Genomic DNA, 14,333 nt, shown 5'->3' on the forward strand with positions numbered 1-14,333 from the left:
CTCCTTTTTCTTATTTCTGAGTTACGGAAGTTACGGGAAGCTGTTGTTTGGACTGGCAGTCCTGGCAGACGCCTTGGTACAGGACATCTGCGATCTGGATGGTCATGGGCTTGGAATTCTCATCCCAGTGCGGGGTGAGGCACGGTGCGTGTCCCACGGCGCAATCGACGTCCTCCACTTTGCCGCAGCTGATGCAGACGGCGTGGTGGTGGTTATCGCCCACCCGGGTTTCGTAAAGGGCCGGGGAGTGCGGAGGCTCAAAGCGTCGCAACATCTGCAGGTCCGTCAGGTCGCTGAGAACCACGTAAACGGACTGCGCCGTCAGTTCAGGAAGCTCTTTGCGGGCAGCGGCAAGAATGCCCTCTGCTGGAGAATGCGGATGGTGCTGGACTGCGGCGAGCACTGCCAACCGCTGTTTGGTCACACGCCGGCCGTGGGCATGCAGGGCGGCTGCCCATTCTGCTTGCTCGGCTGTGTGATCTGTCATGCATTCATTGAAACACTTATTTTGAGGAGTTCACAATAAGGCAAGGCTAACTTCAGGCAAATTTAAGAGGTCCTCCAAGGGATTGACGTCTTCGGCAGCTGATCTGCGCACCGCATGGACCCGAACAGGAGGACCTGGGCTCGCCCCTTCCAGAGCCACGCTACTGACACCGCTGAAGCCGCCGGCCTGGGGGAGTGCGGTCAGGGCTGCACCCATCGCCAGCAATTCGACCGGCCTGACCTCGCTGATGGCCGCCACTTTCCTGACGGGTTGAATCACCGTATGGCGGGGACCCGCGTCCACAGCCCGGACCAGCGGTTCAGGCCCGGAATAAGGCTCGACGCCGGAACGCGCCATGGCGTCGAAGCCCGCCATGGTTTCCGGCCGCGCCAGCCGCAGTGCCTCACGCATGGCTGCGTCGGTGGCTTCCATATCGTGGTCCGGTTCGCCCTTCCGGCGGTGCGCCGGAAGCGACAGCTGCTGTCCCGGCGTCGTGGTTTCTCCGGCCCACCGGCCGAAGAGGTGGAAGGTGGGCGTCGACGATTCCGCCACCGGCTCCCCGATTGCTGAACCCAAGGGGTGCCATTGGTGGGTAAACATGATGGCGCACCGGGTGACGCCCAGGACGTTGGCCATAGCGGCACGGACCAGGCCGTGGCAAAAAAGCCAGTCGGCGGCTGACGGGTGTGCGAACTCTGTTGAGGGATCCGAGAGCCTGATCAGCACATGCCCGGCGGTGAGGGGGTGACGTGGCCTGGCGATCTCCCAAAAGGCCGAACGGTACAGCAATTGTCGCGATGCAACCATGTCAACTCCTTCCCCCGGGTGAGCCTACCAAGCGGAGCGCTACGGGCGGGAGAGCCCAAATGGGGCGGAACGCGGGCGGCGGAAGGCTCGTTTAAGGTAGGACGGTGGCGAAACTACTGGCAGACATCACTCCGCTGAAGGAGAGCCCTGCCTTCCGGCGGCTCTGGTTGGGTGCATCGGTGGCTGCCATCGGTACCCAACTGACGTTGGTGGCGGTCAGCCTGGAGGTCTACCGGCTCACCCAGGAGAGCTTCTATGTGGGCCTTCTTGGTATCTTCGCGCTGGTCCCGCTGGTGATCGCCGGACTCTACGGTGGGTCCATTTCGGACGCCTATGACCGCCGCAAAGTGGCCATCATCGCCTCCCTTGTCCTCTGGGCCACCACAGCTGGGCTCGCCTTGCAGGCATGGCTGGAGATCGGCAACATCTGGATCCTCTACGCCTTGGTGGCCATCCAAAGTGGAGCGCAGGGCATCAATGGTCCCGCCCGCAGCGCCATCATTCCGTTGCTGGTCCGCAAGGACCTGCTCCCTGCAGCCAACGCCCTGAGCATGCTGACCTTCGGCCTGTCCATGACTGCCGGACCGCTCCTGGCAGGCGTTCTGGTGGCCACCATCGGCTTCGGCTGGACCTATACGATCGATGTCATCAGCTTTACGTTCGCCCTCTGGGGCCTCTTCAAGCTCCCGCCTTTGCCGCCGTCCAAGGACGCTGTGCGGCCGGGCCTGCGATCCGTGGTGGAGGGGTTCCGCTTCCTGGGTACCCGCCCCAACGTCCGCATGACCTTCATCATCGATCTCATCGCCATGATCTGCGCCCAACCGCGTGCTCTGATGCCTGCCATAGGCGCCGTCATGATCGGCGGAGGCGAAGCCACAGTGGGCGTACTGCTTGCGTCAACGGCTGTCGGGGCTTTTCTCGCCGGCCTGTTTTCCGGCCCGCTGGGTCGGGTACGAAAACAGGGCAGTGCCGTGGTGTGGTCCGTGGTGGGCTGGGGAGCATCCATTGCCGGCTTTGGGCTGGTGGTGCTGCTCGCAGGCGATTCAGGCCGCGACGGCGTGACTCCCTGGTTGATTCCGGCAGCCCTGTGCTGTGCCCTTGCCGGTATTTCAGACTCCGTCAGCGCCGTCTTCCGCACCACCATCCTCCAGTCGGCCACCCCGGATCATCTGCGCGGACGGCTGCAGGGCGTGTTCATCGTGGTGGTGGCGGGTGGTCCCCGCGTGGGGGACATGCTGGCCGGAGGTGTCACACAGTTCCTCAGCGAAGGCGGAGTGTTGCTGATAGGTGGACTCCTCTGCATCGTCCTGGCGTGGCTGGCTTCGCGGCTTCAGCCCGGGTTCGTTGCCTACGACGCCAAACACCCGGTGCCCTAGCACTGTCGTCCACGCCGCCGCCGTAGGCTGGGATCGGAACATGACGACCGGCGTCGGCGTTAATCCGTACAGAACCCCTGCTGGAGTCGAAGGAAGAGGCAAGAACCACCGTGCACAAACACAACAATGGACTCAAGACGGCGGCACTGTTCGGCGTGCTGTGGGCGGTGTTGTTGGGTTTGGGCGCCCTCATCGCAGCGGGAACGCGCAGCACCACGCCTATCTGGATCATGGCGTTGATCGGCGTCGGCACCACCGCCTACGGATACTGGAACAGCGACAAGATCGCCATCCGGTCCATGGCCGCCTACCCGGTCACTGAATCCCAGGCTCCTCATCTGTACCAGATCGTTCGGGAGCTTTCCGTCAGGGCCAACAAGCCAATGCCGCGGATCTACCTGTCGCCCACCATGACCCCCAACGCTTTTGCCACCGGCCGCAACCCCAAGAACGCCGCCGTGTGCTGCACCGAAGGGATCCTGCACCTCCTGGACGCCCGGGAACTCCGGGGAGTGCTGGGGCATGAACTGATGCACGTGTACAACCGCGACATCCTGACCTCGTCGGTGGCTGCTGCAGTGGCCGGTGTCATCACCTCCGTGGGGCAGATGCTGCTGATCTTCGGCAGCGGTGACCGGCGCAACGCCAACCCGCTGGCCACCATCGCCATGGCCTTGCTTGCGCCATTCGCGGCCTCGCTCATCCAGATGGCCATCTCCCGCACCCGGGAGTACGACGCCGATGAGGACGGCGCGGAGCTCACCGGAGACCCCCTGGCGCTCGCCTCAGCCCTGCGCAAGATCGAGTCCGGCGTCACCCAGCTGCCGCTCCCGCAGGACCAGAAGCTCGTCAACGCGTCGCATCTCATGATCGCCAACCCCTTCCGTGGCGGCGGCATGCGGCGGATGTTCTCCACCCACCCGCCCATGAAGGAACGGATCAGCCGCTTGGAGCGGATGGCCGGCCGCCCGCTTTCCTAGGTTCACAGTGAACCGGTCACGCCCGGACTACGCGAACAGCCCCTTGAGAATGTCAATCTGATCTGGGCCCACTTTTCGCATGAATCGCAGCGTAAACGGGACCCACTTTGCCGGCTGTTGCCAACTTGAAGTGCGGTCTGTGGTTTATTCGTTGCTCATCCTCGAGAAGAGCTGCCAGTGAACACTTGTCCGCGCTCGGGAAGACATCCTGAATCGCAGCGTCAGGTCCAGCACCGGGCTAAGTTTGGCTGCTTGAACAGAGGGTCCGTTCAGGGCATCTCTTACGTAACCGTGGTTGACAGGTAGACACTGCCCAGTTGGCTGGACACTAGCAATAACTTTTCCCGGTCAGACATGGGCAAGCCGGTGAAAAAGCATTTCTCGATGAGACTTGGCCGATTCATCCAAGTGTCGAAGGGGTTTCTGGGCTCTTCACGGCACGCCATCCCTCCCGCCTGCGGACCGTCCCCTTGCAGGTCTCCTCGACGACAGTGGCATCAATCCCTAGCAACCGAAAGCGGGATGCAGCTTCCCTATATGAGGAGTGCCGGGTCGATGAAATCTGTTCTCGGGTCCACAACAGCTTCTGGGTCTTTCCGGCGGGAAGTTGCGGGAATTCCGATTGCTACGGAGCGCGGCGGAACGTCACGAACGACAACGGCATTCGCGCCTACGGCAGAGTCTTCCCCGATCGTGATGGGACCTAGTATCTTTGCGCCTGCGCCGAGCATGACGTGATTGCCGATGGTGGGGTGCCGTTTCGTCTTGCTCAATGCCCGTCCGCCCAGTGTGACGCCTTGGTACATGAGGACGTCGTCACCGATTTCGGCCGTTTCCCCCACGACGATACCCGTTCCGTGGTCGATGAAAAGTCGTCGCCCGATTCTTGCTCCGGGGTGAATTTCGATCCCTGGAGGGTCTTGGACGCTTGGGAGATCACCCTGGCCAAACCTCTCAGGTGCGGTTTCTGCCAGAGGGCGTGCGCTAGACGGTGGCTCCAGATGGCGTGAACCCCTGAATAGACTATGGCGACCTCGAAGAGGTTGGACGCTGCTGGGTCTTGAGTCTTGGCGGCCTGCAAGTCTTCCTTGAGGAGGTTCAGAATCGTCATTTTGTTCCTTTTCGGTAGCCGGCAACCACACACGTCCATACTGATTCATGGGAAAGGTCAGAGGAACAACATGACCACGGACAGTAACAAAAGAACGCCAAGGATCCGGTTGAGGTTTCTCAGGCCTTTCGTGGTTCGGATCAGTCGTGATCCGCCTTGGCCCAATAGCGCCCAAGCGCTGTTCGATATGAGGTTGACCGCAGTGAAAAGCACGCCCATAAGCACGAGGCCTTGGATGCCTCCACCGAGAGTTGCCGGGTAGGTGGCTGACGCGGTCAGCGCCATAAGCCAGGCTTTCGGGTTCACTACTTGGAGTGCGCCGAGTTTCCAGAAGCCAGCAGCAGACAGAGAGGGAGACGGTGTTGAAGGGTCACTACTGAAAATCTTCCATGCCAAGTAGACCAGATACGCGGCACCCACAACCTTGAGCGAGAAGGATATGGCCGGAACGCTCTGAATCAGAGAACCGATTCCGGTGTTAGTGAGGGCCAGTAGCGCGAGGAACCCAATGGATATTCCAAAGATCGCAGGTAACGCCGCGCGGAATGGTCTGCCCACCGCCAACGAGGCCACTAAGACATTGTTGGGCCCGGGAGACATTGACACCGCGAATGCGAAGGTCAAGAAGGCTCCGACAGAGGCAATCGTCAATGGATCTCCCGGGCTTTAGAGTGCATGGCTAGATTCTGTAGTCTTCACGCACCGGCGTGAACACATCGATACATTTGACTTCGGTTGTTGCGATGCCGGAATGCAGCACCTCGCTGGGGATGACCAACCCGTCGCCGGCCACGAGGTTGAACGTCTCAGCACCTACTTTCATCTGGAACTCCCCAGAGAGGACGTTGACAATCTGCTCGTGTGGATGCTGAAGTGAGGTTGTCGTAGCGGATGTGTTTGGTCGGGGCACCACCCAAGACCGGAACGCTTCGATATGGCCCTCCAAGAAGGCCTCCTGCGCGCAGGTCGGGAATATGCGATGGACGGACTTCCCAGAGTGACTAAGCCGGAAAGCGAACATGTAGCAACGGGTACGCACCCCGTCCAAGTCCACCCATACGTCACCGAAATCGACCTCGGCCTCAGCGCCCGGGGCGTGTTCCTGGGGGATGAAAGCTTCAACCGGTGCATTCCCGGACTCTATGGCGAGCTCGGCCCTTCGGGCTTTCACGTACTGCCGGACCGTCGAGTACGAAATGACCCCCTCGTGTTCATCAACCAGTCGGTCGAAAACTCGTTGCGCGGTATGGCGTTGTTTCCGCGGAGCGTCCAGACCGGCCAGCAACATCGCATCAATGACGGCCTTCAATGGATCAAGCCTCGGTGCACGGCGAGAGGAACGCCTCCGTTCGGGCGGTTCCGCGGCTGCTAAAGCCTGCCGAACCGTCCTTCTCGAGACCCTGTGCTCACGGGCTAGGGCACGGATCGACATCCCGCGAACCCTCGCATCCCGGCGGATCCTCGCGAACAGCTCCACTCTCAACTCCATCCCTGCCTTCCACTGTTGGAAAAACACTCTGATGGAACCAACGGTGGGGTGGGCTCAACTCAAACTGCGATTCATCAGCCGGCGAGCCGTGAAGTGGGCCCCAAATAGACTGCAAACCCGGTCCCAAAACAAACTGCCATAATCAGCCCCTCGCCGATGTAGCCGCCCTGCCGGACTGACCTGGATGGGACCATCCGTGGCGCCCGTGGTCTTGGTGTTGTCCGTATTCCCGGGCAGCAAAAAGCCGGTGTGCAGGCCCTTGGGTGGGGCTGCACACCGGCTTTTCGGACGGCGCTGGGACTAGCTGCGGAAGTTCACGAACTGCAGGTCGGCCTCTTCGAACTTCTTCAGGATGTTCATGGTTTCCTGAAGGTCGTCACGGGACTTGGAGGTCACGCGGAGTTCGTCGCCCTGGATCTGGGACTTGACGGACTTGGGGGCTTCATCGCGGATGATCTTGTTGATCTTCTTGGCGATGTCCTGGGCAATGCCTTCCTTGATGGTGCACTCCAGGCGGAATTCCTTGCCGGAGGGGAAGGGCTCGCCCTGGTCCAGGGACTTCAGCGAGATGCCGCGCTTGATCAGCTTGGACTGGAAAACATCCAGAACAGCAAGGACGCGGTCCTCGGAGTTGGCCTTCATGAGGATCTTCTCGCCGCTGAAGTCGATCTCCGCGCCAACGCCCTTGAAGTCGTATCGCTGCGCGATTTCCTTCTGGGACTGGTTCAGTGCGTTGGCGACCTCTTGCTTGTCTACCTTGCTGACGACGTCGAATGTGGATTCGCCTGCCATGACTCTCCTTAGGTTGGGGGCCCTGTGAGGGCGGGTTGGTCTGGCATCCAGCCTAGTACGGAAGGTGCTGCTTGGGGCTGTGGAGCGCATTCACAGTTCGCTCACAGCACATGCAAGGTTGGAACTGAGGCTGCCGGTTGAGAGTTGTACCAGTTGGAAGAACGCATAGTGGAGGATCAGCATGAGCAGCAAGGCCGTCCAGTCCATCAGTAAATCCGCGTCTGCAGCAGCGGGCTCCCTTGGCACGGCTGCAGTTGCCGCAGCCAGTGCTGTTGCGGCCGCGGCTGTTGCGGCTTCGATCGTCCTGAGCCCGGTACCCGATGCCACCGCACGCATGGACGGAGTGCACGCTGACCTGCTGCGGGCGGTGCAACTCAACCAGATCACCGCCGAGCAGGCCGAGAAGTTCGAAGCGAAACTCGCCGGCCGGATCCTCGGGGAAGCCTGACATACCGCGAAATCCCGGGCGTTTTCCCTCGATTAGATTCTTCGCAGAAAGTTCTGTAAGGTTGTCTCTGCCTTCGGTTACCGGATCTAAAAGAAACGGTCTCCGAAAGTGATCTTCTTTTGAAGTTCGGCAGATTACCCGAGCGGCCAAAGGGGGCTGACTGTAAATCAGCTGGCAACGCCTACGGGGGTTCGAATCCCTCATCTGCCACCCAAAGAAAATCCCCGGAACCACTGGTTCCGGGGATTTTTTGTGTTTCCTGGGAGTTCCCGGCGCCGGATTCCTTCCGTGGGATCCAGCAGTTGTTCGCCCGGCTCGCCCGTGCGCGGAGTGGGATCTGAACGAACGCGGGTCCGGCCGTGCCGCCACCACCCACTTTGACCGAAGCTACCCGGCGACTCGCCGCAATACAGGGCGTGTCATGGCATCTGGGCTCTCAAAGTAGGTGGTGACGGTACGGGTTGAGCGGTACGCCGCGCCTAGACCTCGCGCTCCCGCCCGAATTCTGTGGTTTGCCTGACCGCCGTGGCCTCCCGGAGCTCGGCAATCTCCATCCTCAGGGCCGCGATCTCGGTCACCAGGTCAGCCATCTCTGCGCGAACGGGTTCCTCGGCCGCGGCGGCCTTCTCTTCGGCTGCTGCTGCCACCCCCTCGGCGTTCTCCTCAATCCGTTGAACCAGCCAGGACGCGATGGATGCCGTGACAATACCCAGCACCGCGATGCCGCTCATCATGAGGGCCGCGGCCACGATCCTGCCGATGGGGGTCACAGGGTACAGGTCTCCGTAGCCAACGGTGGTGATGGTGGTGACGGCCCACCAGGCGGCGTCACCGAAATTGAGGATCTTGGCGGCGGGGTCATTCTGTTCGACATCCAGTACGGCCAGTGCGCCGATGAGGATGAGCATCGCCGCCGCTCCTGCAACGTAGGTGGCAACCCGCCCGCGCAAAGTTTCGCCAACGGTGCGCTGGAGAACGGACAGTAAAGTGACCAGACGCAGCAGCCGCAGGGGCCGGAAGAAGGGGAGCACCACGATCAAGAGTTCGTGCAGGTTCCAAAGGAACCACCGCATCCTGTCTTCGGCAAGCCAGAGGTTGACGAAGTAGTCCAGCGCGAAGATGCCCCAGGTAATCCAGAGGACAATCTCGAACGGCACTGCGGCGGCGCCGTCCACCCGGCCGATGACCTGCCATGCATAGGCTGTGAGGAAAATCAGTGCAGTGGCCATGAGGGGCCATTCCACCAGGTCCCGGTATCGCGCTTGTGTCATAGGGGAATACTAGCCACCGCAGGCGCCCGGCCCGGACGGGACTCAAAGAAGGGGCCTGCACAGGAGGGCCTGCACCGGAGGCTTCAGGCGGCGGGTGTCTCCAGCCAGTAGCCGTCGAGGTGGTGGATCAGCTGCCTGCCGAGGCCGCCCTTGAGCTGGATCCACAGCGTGCTGCGGTCCTCCGTCATTCCGTCGATGGTTCCCTCGATGCGGTTGCCGCGGGCGTCCTGGAGGACAACGTTCTGGTGGCGTGAAAGTTCGGGCCAGACTTGGCCCTGTGGCCTGGTGGTTTGCAGCATGCTCAAAGGGTCCCCCTTGTATGGTCATTCATCAGATGAGTTTCAGATATTCTGCATGGCTTTGATGAACCAGCGGTAAACGTTGGTGCAAACGTTGGACATAGAGCAGGTCATGGACTAACGGCCTGTCCATCATGCGGTCCTCGGGCTTTTGCAGGAAGTTACCCGCGGGTAACATTGTGGGCATGCATCTGCTTCTTCGCACTCTCATGCTGCTGTTCACCTCCTCCAAACGCTCGCCGCTGGGTGTCTGGGAGGAGTCCTCCCTGCCCTTGAAAGTGCTGCCGACGGACATCGACATTGCCCTGCACGTCAACAACGGCATGTACTTTTCGCTGATGGACCTCGGCCGCTTCGACCTCATGGTCCGCAGTGGCATTTGGGCCAAGATGCGCAAGAAGGGGTGGAGTCCGGTGGCCGCCGGCGAAACCATTGCTTTCCGCAAGTCCCTGCAATTGTGGCAGCGCTACACCATTGAGACCCGCATCATCGGCCTGGATACCAAGGCCATCTACTTTGAACAGCGGATGGTGGTGGACGGTGAAATCTACGCCCGTGCGCACATTGCCACGCGACTGGTGGCCAAGGGCAAACCCGTCACCCAGGAAGAAATCATTGCGGAGTTCGGTGCGCCTCCAGCGGACCTTGAGTTGCCCGAGTGGATCCACGAGTGGCGCGAGAACAACGCGCTGCCCGGAGCGCGGCGCCCCGCCCCGCACGTCTGGAGCTAGACACCCACATCACGGTGTCGCAGCGCCACGGCACCGAGGGCAATAAGGGCTGCCGAGATGGCGAAGAGGCCGGCGACAGCTCCCCAGTCGGCGCCATTGGCCACAGGGGAGTTGCCATACGCCCAGTGATAGGGCGAAAGATTCAGCAACCACTCGACGTCGGGACTCTGTCTCCCCACAGCGTTGAAGACATACCCGAGGACAGCGACGGCGGCCCCCGCGGCAACCGCGTATATCTTCCGGCCGGTCATTGCTCCCGCGCAGAGGGCCGCTGTACCGCTGAGAAGGGCAAGGGCGGCGAACAGCAGCACCGCTCCGGCGAGATGTCCGACGTCGATGCCCAGTTGCGCAGGCCTATTCAGGCCCAGCACCATCAAGAAGACGAGGATGGAAAGGAACACGATCCGAACCAGGATGGCGAGGGCGCGTTCCAGGACCACCTGCACGCGGGTCACGCTGTGGGCGAGAGTCAGCTCCAACAGCCCTGATTCTTCGTCTCCTCCCACTGCTGCCGCACCCCAGCCGATGGAGGCCATGGACATCAGCAGAAAACCAATCAGGCCGAACATGGTGGCTTGGGTGTAGCCGGGGCCGGACGCGATCTGATCGTAATTCAGGGCTTTGGTCATCTCGGCGGGAAGCGCGTTGATCAGGTCCTGCATCTGCGCGCTGCCGCCGATCGAGGGGTAGAGCGGCAGGTACAGCATGCACGCCGCCGTCAGGCCCAGCGCCCAAGCCACTGTGGAGCGCCAGGAGTCGGTCAGGGCCTTGGTGAAGAGGGGCAGGATCCTAGGCACGGTGCGCTCCTTCCGTACGACGGGGAGAGGCGGCCGCGTTGCCGGCGGAAGCCGCCGAACCGGCAGTGCCCGCCGAACCGCCAGCGCTCGTATCAGCAGCGGGTTCGGCGTCAGCGCCTCCGGTGTACAAGGTCAGCACGGCCTCTTCGAGGTCAGGTTCTTCAAGGACGAGGTCCGTCAGGTTCAGTCGCGCCAACTCCTGGACCAGGAGCTGGACGTGTCCGGAAAGCGTTGCCGTAGCCACCACTGTCCCGGCGGCGTGGCCGTCGGCAGGGAGCTCCCGCACCGCGACGTTGGCGACGCCCGGCACCCGGGCCAGCAGCGCCCCGACGTCGTTCGCTGCGGTACCGGTGCTGTTGAACCGAAGCTGCCGGACGGCCGCCATCCTCAGGGCCTCCACTGTGGACACGGTGACGATTTCGCCGTCGCGGAGGATGGCGACGGCGTCGGCTGCTTGTTGCACCTCACTGAGGACGTGGGAACTGAGGAACACTGTGGCGCCTGCGGCCACTGCCTCGCGGACCATGGCATGAAAAACCTGCTGGACCAAGGGATCAAGGCCGCTGGTTGGTTCGTCCAACACCAGGAGCTCGGGTTGGTGCATGAAGGCCTGCAGCAACCCCAGCTTCTGTTTGTTCCCTTTGGAGAGTTTCCGGGTTTGGCGGTCCAGATCCAGGTTCAGGCGGTCAGCGAGGTCGTTGACGTGATGAGGGTCCACGGGGCCGCTGATGGCCGCAAAATGCTCCAGAGTGCGGCGGCCGGTGGTGCGGTTCTCCAAGTGCAGCTCACCGGGGAGGTAGCCGATCCTGCGGCGGAGGGACGTGCCCGCGCTGCGGGGATGTTGTCCGAGCACCGAGATGGAACCCGCGCTGGGCCGGATGATGTCCAGCAGGCAGCGCATGGTGGTGGTCTTGCCGGCGCCGTTGGGCCCGATGACGCCGAACACCGTCCCGGCTTCCACCGCAAAATCCAGTCCGTGCAGGACCTCGCGGTGTCCGAACTTCTTGCGCAACCCCTCGACGACGATTGCCTGGGTCACGGGGCATACTCCCTTCCGTGGTTGATGGTGTCTTGCTGCAAAGCGTCGCGGGCCGCGTCAAGGAACCGCGTGTCCGTATAGAAGCCGTGGGTATAGATCTCCAGGGCAGGCAGTGTTAGTTGCCGCAGCAACCCGGGTCCGATTCCGTGGGGTTCCGCAGTGACTTCGCCCAGCGTCCTCGAGAGGTGCCTGCCCAGCATGAGGATGGACAAGCAGTTGGAAGCAATCACGACGGCGGTGGACCGGACGTCGTCGAACTTCCGGATGGTTCCTGCCGCAATGCCGGCGTTGATGATGTCCTCTGTCTGCCTGACGACAGCATCAAAGAAGGCATCGCCGGCGTCGGATTCGTCACCCAGTGATTGACGGATGTAGGCGATCTCCTGGGCGTATTGCTCCGGATTGTTGAGGTAGTCCTGGATCAGTTGGCGTGTTGATCCGGGGTTGGTCTTTTCGCGGCCCTGGCTGGCTGTTTGGGAGAGGACATGCTGGTCGCAGGCGGCGCGAAGGCCTTCCTTGCTGCCGAAATGGTGGATGACCAGGCCCGGGCTGACCCCGGCCAGTGAGGCGACTGCCCGGACCGTGGCGCGGGCGAATCCATCGCGGCCGAACAGTCCGATGGCGGCATCGCGGATGCGGGCCCGGGTGGTGAGATCCTCTGCGCTTGAACGCATGTTTCAAACACTAAACACCTGTTCAATGCCGATCAAGTGGCTGCGTCATAACGATGTGACACCATTGGCTGGGTCGCCGGTGTTCAGTATGCCGGCGTCGCAGATACTTGCCTCAGTGATATTGATGGGGCGGCAGGTGGGGGTTGGCGAAGTGGGCTTTAACAAGACGGCTGTGGGGCCGGTGCGGGCTTGGTTGCTGGGCGCGGCAGCCATGGCGCTGCTGGTTCCTGGCGCGCTGGGTGCGGCACTCCCTGCGCAGGCTTCCGTCCCGTTGTCCGTCCAGTCGCAGACCACGACGCCGCCCCTCACAGGTGCGATCGGCAACCTCTACAACACCAGCGCGTGGGCACGAAGCGTGCTGCTCCGCCCCACCAATGCCGAGGAATGTTCCGGCAGTGGGAACACCAGCGGTTGCGTGCAGCGGTTTGCCGGCGGCGACATCGCCTGGTCCGCACGCACAGGAGCGCGTGTGGTGGTCAACGGGCCGGTCCGTACGTCCTGGTGGGCTGCGGGTGGCCCTTCCGGGTTTCACGGCTATCCAAAGACCGATACCACCACTGGGCTGCGCAACGGAGGGTCCAAGCAGACGTATGAACGGGGCGCGATCACGTACTCGCCGGGAACGGGTGCGCAGCGGACCAGCGGATCCATCCATCTGGCCTGGAGCCGTGCCGGCCTCGAAGCCGGTTACCTCGGCTACCCGGTCACCGGGGAAAGTACGGGACTGCGCGACGGCGGCGCCTGGCAGGCTTTTGAACGAGGCTTTGTGGTGTGGTCGCCGGCCACCGGAGCGCATCCGTCCATGGGCGCCATCCGCGAACGATGGCGGAAAGCCGGGATGGAAGAAGGTGAACTAGGGTACCCCGCCACGGATGAATCCCTGGGCCTGAAGAATGGCGGATCATCCCAGCAGTACCAGCGCGGAACCATCATGTGGTCACCGGCCACCGGTGCGCGGGCATTGACCGGTGCCATCCGGAGCTACTGGTCCTCCACTGGAGGCCAAAATGGGGCCCTCGGTTATCCGGTGGGTGAGGAAGTCCGGCAAAACGCCTTTGTCTACCAGCTCTTCCAGGGCGGCACGGTCTACTGGTCCGCGGCGACGGGGGCACATTCCACCACCCACGGTGATGTCCACAACCGCTACAACGCGCTGGGCGGAGCGGCCGGACAATTGGGACTCCCGCTCACGGACAAGCTTCCACGCGCCGGCGGACTCGTGCAGCAGTTCGTCAACGGCTGGCTGGTGTGGGGACCCGCCACCGGTGCGCGGATCGTTGGACACCCCACCTATAAAGTGTGGTCCGCCAACCCCGGCGAGTTCGGTTGGCCCGTCCGCGATACCTGGACGGACGGCAGGGGAACCCATGTGGCCTTCCAAAAGCTGGAAACCATCTGGAACGACGCTACGGAGGAGCTCTACTCGGCCGAGGCTGTCGACGCATCCACTGTGGTTTTCCTGGGTGACTCGCAACTGGACCTGGATTCCTGGGGCGAGCAAGGTGCCCGCGGAGCCGGGTACCCGCGCCAAGTAGTCCGCAGCATCGGTGGGCTCGGCTACGTTTCCGGAAGTCCCGCCGTCGGGGGTGGCTCCGCGACTGATGCGCTGGCGCAGGACCGGATCCTCCTGCCGCAGGGCAACCCCGGGCTGGTGGTGGTGACACTGGGCGGCAACGATGCCAGGATCGGCGCCACGGATGCAGCCATCCTGTCCCAAGCCAACCGGCTGTGGGACGAACTTCGGCGCAAGTACCCCCGCAGCACCATCCTGATCAATGGCGTGCTGTCACGGTATGACTCCAACCACGCCCAACGCCGGTGGGTGGATGGCCTTGTGACCCGCGAAGCTGCACTTCGCGGGTGGCCGCGGATTTCCCTGGCCGGTACGGCGACCATTGCGGGAGCCGCCGGAAACTACCTCGACGACACCCACATGAACCAGACCGGCCACAACAAGGTGGCGCCGCTCTACGCGTCCGCACTGAAGTACGTGTTGGGCAAGTAGGGGGAACCGTGCTTTATTCCCGGTAAC

General features: G+C 62.5%; 15 protein-coding genes, 1 tRNA gene and 2 pseudogenes. 6 read left to right on the forward strand and 12 right to left on the reverse strand.

The features are described 5' to 3' along the window. Window positions 1-10 precede the first annotated feature (10 nt). On the reverse strand, window positions 11-487 hold the full coding sequence (locus ACIQLI_RS04090; protein ID WP_089595887.1) for a Fur family transcriptional regulator: 477 nt from the start codon (window positions 485-487) through the stop codon (window positions 11-13). Between the two features lie 30 nt (window positions 488-517). Beyond that, window positions 518-1,294 (reverse strand): hypothetical protein, encoded by a 777-nt coding sequence (locus ACIQLI_RS04095; protein WP_400385324.1) that lies wholly within the window; start codon window positions 1,292-1,294, stop codon window positions 518-520. A gap of 104 nt (window positions 1,295-1,398) precedes the next feature. Here ACIQLI_RS04095 and ACIQLI_RS04100 point away from each other — a divergent pair, with 104 nt between their 5' ends. Continuing rightward, window positions 1,399-2,670 (forward strand): MFS transporter, encoded by a 1,272-nt coding sequence (locus ACIQLI_RS04100; RefSeq protein ID WP_354512080.1) that lies wholly within the window; start codon window positions 1,399-1,401, stop codon window positions 2,668-2,670. A 110-nt stretch (window positions 2,671-2,780) separates the two neighbouring features. Continuing rightward, window positions 2,781-3,650, forward strand: a complete 870-nt coding sequence (htpX, locus tag ACIQLI_RS04105) for a zinc metalloprotease HtpX (protein WP_089595884.1) — start codon at window positions 2,781-2,783, stop codon at window positions 3,648-3,650. 533 nt (window positions 3,651-4,183) lie between these two features. Here the strand turns inward: htpX and epsC are convergent. The 5 genes and pseudogenes from epsC to ACIQLI_RS04130 form a co-directional block, all read right to left on the reverse strand. Further along, a pseudogene (gene epsC, locus ACIQLI_RS04110) lies at window positions 4,184-4,761 on the reverse strand (serine O-acetyltransferase EpsC). Between the two features lie 57 nt (window positions 4,762-4,818). Beyond that, window positions 4,819-5,385 (reverse strand): LysE family translocator, encoded by a 567-nt coding sequence (locus tag ACIQLI_RS04115; RefSeq protein WP_400385328.1) that lies wholly within the window; start codon window positions 5,383-5,385, stop codon window positions 4,819-4,821. A gap of 55 nt (window positions 5,386-5,440) precedes the next feature. Further along, window positions 5,441-5,584: a hypothetical protein gene (locus ACIQLI_RS04120; protein WP_400385331.1), complete on the reverse strand. Its 144-nt coding sequence runs from the start codon at window positions 5,582-5,584 to the stop codon at window positions 5,441-5,443. A gap of 37 nt (window positions 5,585-5,621) precedes the next feature. Further along, a pseudogene (istA, locus tag ACIQLI_RS04125) lies at window positions 5,622-6,250 on the reverse strand (IS21 family transposase); the annotation flags it as partial. A 300-nt stretch (window positions 6,251-6,550) separates the two neighbouring features. Beyond that, window positions 6,551-7,042, reverse strand: a complete 492-nt coding sequence (locus ACIQLI_RS04130; RefSeq protein ID WP_017200185.1) for a YajQ family cyclic di-GMP-binding protein — start codon at window positions 7,040-7,042, stop codon at window positions 6,551-6,553. 181 nt (window positions 7,043-7,223) lie between these two features. Between ACIQLI_RS04130 and ACIQLI_RS04135 the strand changes: the two genes are divergently transcribed. Both ACIQLI_RS04135 and ACIQLI_RS04140 read left to right on the forward strand, forming a co-directional pair. Then, window positions 7,224-7,490, forward strand: a complete 267-nt coding sequence (locus ACIQLI_RS04135; protein ID WP_172322794.1) for a hypothetical protein — start codon at window positions 7,224-7,226, stop codon at window positions 7,488-7,490. 128 nt (window positions 7,491-7,618) lie between these two features. Next, a tRNA-Tyr gene (locus ACIQLI_RS04140) sits at window positions 7,619-7,700 on the forward strand. 269 nt (window positions 7,701-7,969) lie between these two features. Here ACIQLI_RS04140 and ACIQLI_RS04145 read toward each other — a convergent pair. Then, a complete protein-coding gene (locus tag ACIQLI_RS04145; RefSeq protein ID WP_400385336.1) occupies window positions 7,970-8,761 on the reverse strand; it encodes a potassium channel family protein in 792 nt (263 codons plus the stop codon). Between the two features lie 83 nt (window positions 8,762-8,844). Then, window positions 8,845-9,060, reverse strand: coding sequence for a hypothetical protein (locus tag ACIQLI_RS04150; RefSeq protein ID WP_354230711.1), 216 nt, complete (start codon window positions 9,058-9,060; stop codon window positions 8,845-8,847). Window positions 9,061-9,245: 185 nt separating this feature from the next. Between ACIQLI_RS04150 and ACIQLI_RS04155 the strand changes: the two genes are divergently transcribed. Then, the gene (locus ACIQLI_RS04155; RefSeq protein ID WP_400385338.1) at window positions 9,246-9,791 is read left to right on the forward strand and encodes an acyl-CoA thioesterase; all 546 of its coding nucleotides are present in this window, start codon (window positions 9,246-9,248) and stop codon (window positions 9,789-9,791) included. On the opposite strand, the gene ACIQLI_RS04160 is transcribed toward ACIQLI_RS04155, so the two are convergent. From ACIQLI_RS04160 to ACIQLI_RS04170, 3 genes are read right to left on the reverse strand one after another with little or no spacing between them, the layout of a single operon-like run. Further along, entirely contained in the window at window positions 9,788-10,588 is an 801-nt protein-coding gene (locus ACIQLI_RS04160) for an ABC transporter permease subunit (protein ID WP_400385340.1), read from the reverse strand. The genes ACIQLI_RS04155 and ACIQLI_RS04160 overlap by 4 nt on opposite strands. After that, entirely contained in the window at window positions 10,581-11,627 is a 1,047-nt protein-coding gene (locus ACIQLI_RS04165; RefSeq protein ID WP_400385343.1) for an ABC transporter ATP-binding protein, read from the reverse strand. The genes ACIQLI_RS04160 and ACIQLI_RS04165 overlap by 8 nt, the downstream gene beginning before the upstream one ends. Beyond that, a complete protein-coding gene (locus tag ACIQLI_RS04170; protein WP_400385345.1) occupies window positions 11,624-12,301 on the reverse strand; it encodes a TetR family transcriptional regulator in 678 nt (225 codons plus the stop codon). Before ACIQLI_RS04170 ends, ACIQLI_RS04165 begins: the two co-directional genes overlap by 4 nt. A gap of 136 nt (window positions 12,302-12,437) precedes the next feature. Here ACIQLI_RS04170 and ACIQLI_RS04175 point away from each other — a divergent pair, with 136 nt between their 5' ends. Next, on the forward strand, window positions 12,438-14,306 hold the full coding sequence (locus ACIQLI_RS04175; protein ID WP_400385347.1) for a GDSL-type esterase/lipase family protein: 1,869 nt from the start codon (window positions 12,438-12,440) through the stop codon (window positions 14,304-14,306). Window positions 14,307-14,333 lie beyond the last annotated feature (27 nt).

The sequence above is a fragment of the Paenarthrobacter sp. NPDC091669 genome (genome assembly GCF_044756725.1).
In the GTDB taxonomy this organism is placed as follows: domain Bacteria; phylum Actinomycetota; class Actinomycetes; order Actinomycetales; family Micrococcaceae; genus Arthrobacter; species Arthrobacter bambusae_C.

Bases quoted from the DNA above. Each gene is read 5' to 3' on its own strand.
- ACIQLI_RS04090 (WP_089595887.1), bottom strand. From the start codon at position 487: ATGACAGATCACACAGCCGAGCAAGCAGAATGGGCAGCCGCCCTGCAT.
- ACIQLI_RS04095 (WP_400385324.1), bottom strand. From the start codon at position 1,294: ATGGTTGCATCGCGACAATTGCTGTACCGTTCGGCCTTTTGGGAGATC.
- ACIQLI_RS04120 (WP_400385331.1), bottom strand. From the start codon at position 5,584: ATGAAAGTAGGTGCTGAGACGTTCAACCTCGTGGCCGGCGACGGGTTG.
- ACIQLI_RS04130 (WP_017200185.1), bottom strand. From the start codon at position 7,042: ATGGCAGGCGAATCCACATTCGACGTCGTCAGCAAGGTAGACAAGCAA.
- ACIQLI_RS04135 (WP_172322794.1), top strand. From the start codon at position 7,224: ATGAGCAGCAAGGCCGTCCAGTCCATCAGTAAATCCGCGTCTGCAGCA.
- ACIQLI_RS04145 (WP_400385336.1), bottom strand. From the start codon at position 8,761: ATGACACAAGCGCGATACCGGGACCTGGTGGAATGGCCCCTCATGGCC.
- ACIQLI_RS04150 (WP_354230711.1), bottom strand. From the start codon at position 9,060: ATGCTGCAAACCACCAGGCCACAGGGCCAAGTCTGGCCCGAACTTTCA.
- ACIQLI_RS04155 (WP_400385338.1), top strand. From the start codon at position 9,246: ATGCATCTGCTTCTTCGCACTCTCATGCTGCTGTTCACCTCCTCCAAA.
- ACIQLI_RS04170 (WP_400385345.1), bottom strand. From the start codon at position 12,301: ATGCGTTCAAGCGCAGAGGATCTCACCACCCGGGCCCGCATCCGCGAT.